The organism is Arthrobacter sp. NPDC056691, from assembly GCF_042791415.1.
Taxonomy (GTDB): Bacteria; Actinomycetota; Actinomycetes; order Actinomycetales; family Micrococcaceae; genus Arthrobacter.
In genome coordinates, this window is sequence record NZ_JBHTXX010000065.1 from 1 (window position 1) to 3,811 (window position 3,811).

3 protein-coding genes are annotated in these 3,811 nt (G+C 66.2%); 1 reads left to right on the forward strand and 2 read right to left on the reverse strand.

All coding sequences use genetic code 11. From position 1 onward, the window contains the following. Positions 1-52 precede the first annotated feature (52 nt). Both ACFRAU_RS25985 and ACFRAU_RS25990 read right to left on the reverse strand, forming a co-directional pair. On the reverse strand, positions 53-688 hold the full coding sequence (locus ACFRAU_RS25985; protein ID WP_377998210.1) for a uracil-DNA glycosylase: 636 nt from the start codon (positions 686-688) through the stop codon (positions 53-55). 219 nt (positions 689-907) lie between these two features. Beyond that, positions 908-2,119, reverse strand: coding sequence for a cobalamin-independent methionine synthase II family protein (locus tag ACFRAU_RS25990; protein WP_378002009.1), 1,212 nt, complete (start codon positions 2,117-2,119; stop codon positions 908-910). A gap of 308 nt (positions 2,120-2,427) precedes the next feature. Between ACFRAU_RS25990 and ACFRAU_RS25995 the strand changes: the two genes are divergently transcribed. Further along, on the forward strand, positions 2,428-3,717 hold the full coding sequence (locus ACFRAU_RS25995) for an adenylosuccinate synthase (protein WP_377998212.1): 1,290 nt from the start codon (positions 2,428-2,430) through the stop codon (positions 3,715-3,717). Positions 3,718-3,811 lie beyond the last annotated feature (94 nt).

Sequence of the window (3,811 nt, forward strand, 5' to 3'; positions counted from 1 at the left end):
ACCTTCTCCTAGGAAGGTGACCGCCCGCCGTCGTTATCATGCTTGGCGGCGTTTACCTGCCAGCTTTCTGCAGCCCGGTGCGGGCCATGGCGTCGGCGTAGGCCACGTGCATCTCGTCGAGGTACTGCTTCTGCCGCTCGGGGGTTCCGGCGAAGGAGCGGCCGCTCAGCGAACGGACCTTGTAGGTCTTCAGTCCGCGGCGCCACAGCAAGGGCACTTCGGTCTTGAGCAGCAGGCCGGCGAGGCGGTTGGCCTCGGTGCCGTGAGCCACGATGACTGAAGCGCGGGGGACCAGGGCCAGGACTTTCAGCAGCGGCTTGAGGCCGGCCTGGATCTGGTCCGGCGTGAACTTACCGTTCGGCTCGCCCGGCGTGTGCCACGGGTGCACGTTCCACGGCATGATGTACTCCGGCCGCAGGCCCAACTTCCACTGGAGGCCCAGCATGCGGGTGGCGGCGTCGTCGTCGCCCGGCATGATGAAGCCGGTGGGCGACGCCGTGCCGATGTTCGAGAAGAGGCTGATGATGCGGCATTCGTCGACGTCGTGCGCGGGGTCGACGTACGGCACCTGGGTGCCCGGCTTGGCGCTCTGCAACGTATCGCAGAGCTCATTGACAGCGGCAACGTTGGGTTCGTAACGGCGCCTCAGAAGCTGTTCATGGAAGGATTCGGTAGCCAGGGCTGTCATATGGTGCTGTGTCTCCTGCAGGTGGGTCGCGCTGCCGCGCCGCAGGGCTGGCACGCCGCAGGCATGCCGAGTGCGGCGTGGTGTGAAATGAGGTGGACCGGTACCTGACCGATCCTCCCCAGTTTAGCAAGGCGTCCGAACCGTGAGGCGCCGCCCCTTTGCGCGTCCGTGGCGGAGCCGCGCAGGAGTGGGCCCGCAGGACAGTCAATGAGGGCTAAATCACTTCCAGAGCCGCTTGGTGGCGAGGCGTGCGCCCTCCCCGAGGGCCTCGAGTTTTGCGACCGCGATCTGTGGGTGGACACGGCCGCCGAGGCCGCAGTCGGTGGAGGCGATCACGCTCTCGCGCCCCACGAGCCTGGCGAAGCGCTCGATCCGGTCAGCCACGAGTTCCGGATGCTCCACGACGTTGGTGGCGTGCGAGACGACACCCGGGATGATGACCTTGCCCTCGGGAAGCCTGGTGTCTTCCCAAACGCGCCATTCGTGCTCGTGCCGGACATTGGCTGCCTCGAACGAGTAGCCGCCGGCATTGATCTGCAGGACGGAGCCGATGATGTCGGCAAACGGGATGTCGGTGGTGTGGGGGCCGTGCCAGGATCCCCAGCAGACGTGCAGCCGGATCTGCTCCTGGGGCAGGTCGCGGAGGGCCCAGTTGGTGGCCTCGACCCGGAGCTGGATGAAGCTGAGGTAGTCCTCGAGGCTGGGCTCCGGGTTGATCTGGTCCCAGCTCTCAGCCAGCGACGGGTCGTCGAGCTGGACGGTCAGCCCGGCGTCGATGATTGCCTTGTATTCCTCGCGCATGGCGTCGGCGCAGGCGTAGACCAGTTCCTCTTCGGTCTTGTAGTACTCATTGGCTACCCGTGCGCAGGAGCCGGGGGACAGCGACGCGACGAAACCCTCGGCGAGGCCGGCCGCCTGCAGGCCGGTCTTGAGGTTGGCGACGTCCGACGCCACGAGGTCCTGCCCGGTGTAGGTCAGCGGGCCGGCGATCTTGGGCTGTGCCACGCTCTTGCGGTGGGCGAGGATCCCGGAGGAGGGGTCGTTGTAGGCGTCATTGAACTTCTGCCGGTCCCGTCGGTCAGGGAACGAGGTCAGGACGATGTTGCCCGGTGTGGAACGGTGCACCTCGGCGTCGGCCCAGCGGTCAACATTGGTGGGTTCGAGGCCGCCCAGGCGGGCGAATGAGTAGTTCCACCAGGCGCCGTAGTCCACGCTGTTGGACATTGCGTGGCCGTATTCGCCGTCGTTGGGGATGTCGATGCCCAGGTCCTTTTGGCGCCGGACGATGTCCACCACCGAGGTCTCCAGCAGGTCCAGGAACTCCGGCGTGATGCCGTCCGCTTCCTTGGCTGCGTTGGCGGCGATGAGCTCCGGGGTGCGGGGCAGGGACCCGGCGTGGGTGACGCGGATGTGGTCGGTGTTCAGTGACAAGGCAGGGTCTCCTCGGCCGCTCGGGATGGTTCACTCTCACTTAAGTCCGCGGAGAGAGTGAGTGGCAAATCGCAGGCGCAATGTGTCGCCGGAATCTGCCGCACGGGTGATTCGGCAAAAGCCATACTTTTGCTGCCCATCCGCTAAACTTGGGTGGTAAGAGCCCCGGAACTCTTGCGTCCCTTCCCCGGTCAGCGCCGCGGGTTCGGGCGACGAATTCGGGGCATTCTCATGAACGGCGCCGACCTCCGGTTGAAGCACCTCGGTGATCCAGCCGGGCTAGGCCCGAACGAATGGGGGAGGATCCCATGCCAGCAATCGTGATCGTCGGAGCCCAGTGGGGCGACGAAGGAAAAGGTAAGGCCACCGACCTGCTTGGCGGCCGCGTCGACTACGTAGTGAAGCCGAACGGCGGCAACAACGCCGGGCACACCGTCGTCGTAGGCGGTGAGAAGTATGAGCTCAAGCTCCTTCCGGCCGGCATCCTCAGCCCCAACGCCGTCCCCATCATCGGCAACGGCTGTGTCGTCAACCTCGAAGCGCTGTTCCAGGAGATCGACGGCCTCGAGGCACGCGGCGCCGACACCTCGAAGCTGCGCGTCTCCGCCAACGCGCACCTCGTCGCCCCGTACCACCAGGTGCTGGACAAGGTCACCGAACGCTTCCTCGGCAGCCGCGCCATCGGCACCACCGGCCGCGGGATCGGGCCTACCTACATGGACAAGGTGGCCCGCCTGGGCATCCGCGTCCAGGACGTGTTCGACGAGTCCATCCTGCGCCAGAAGGTGGAAGGCTCGCTGCGCCAGAAGAACGATCTCCTGGTCAAGATCTACAACCGCCGCAGCATCGAGGTGGAGGAAGTGGTCAGCTACTTCCTCTCCTTCGCCGAGCGCCTGCGCCCCCTGGTCATCGACAGCACCCTCGTGCTGAACACGGCCCTGGATGAGGGCAAGGTGGTGCTCATGGAGGGCGGCCAGGCCACGTTCCTCGACGTCGACCACGGCACCTACCCGTTCGTCACGTCCTCCAACCCCACCGCGGGCGGCGCCTCGGTGGGTTCGGGCATCGGCCCCACCCGCATCTCGCGCTCCATCGGCATCATCAAGGCATACACCACCCGCGTCGGCGCAGGCCCGTTCCCCACCGAGCTCTTCGACGAGATGGGCATGTACCTGCAGAAGACCGGCGGCGAATTCGGCGTCAACACGGGACGTCCGCGCCGCTGCGGCTGGTACGACGCCGTCCTGGCCCGCCACGCCTCCCGCGTCAACGGCTTCACCGACTACTTTGTCACCAAGCTGGACGTCCTCACCGGCATCGAACAGATCCCGGTGTGCGTGGCGTACGACGTCGACGGCGTCCGGCACGACGAAATGCCCATGACCCAGACCGAGTTCCACCACGCCAAGCCCATCTTCGAGTACTTCGAAGGCTGGACCGAGGACATCACCGGCGCCCGCACGCTGGCTGACCTGCCCGAGAACGCCCGGAACTACGTGCTGGCCCTCGAGAAGCTGTCCGGCACCCGCTTCTCCGCGATCGGCGTAGGCCCGGACCGCGACCAGACCATCGTGGTCAACGACCTGATCAACGACTGACGCCGGAAGCGTCCGGCAACAACAACTCAGGCAAGCAGTTCCCGACGGCGGCGGGTCAACATAACGGGGGCCCCCCCCCGGCGGGGTTTTTAAT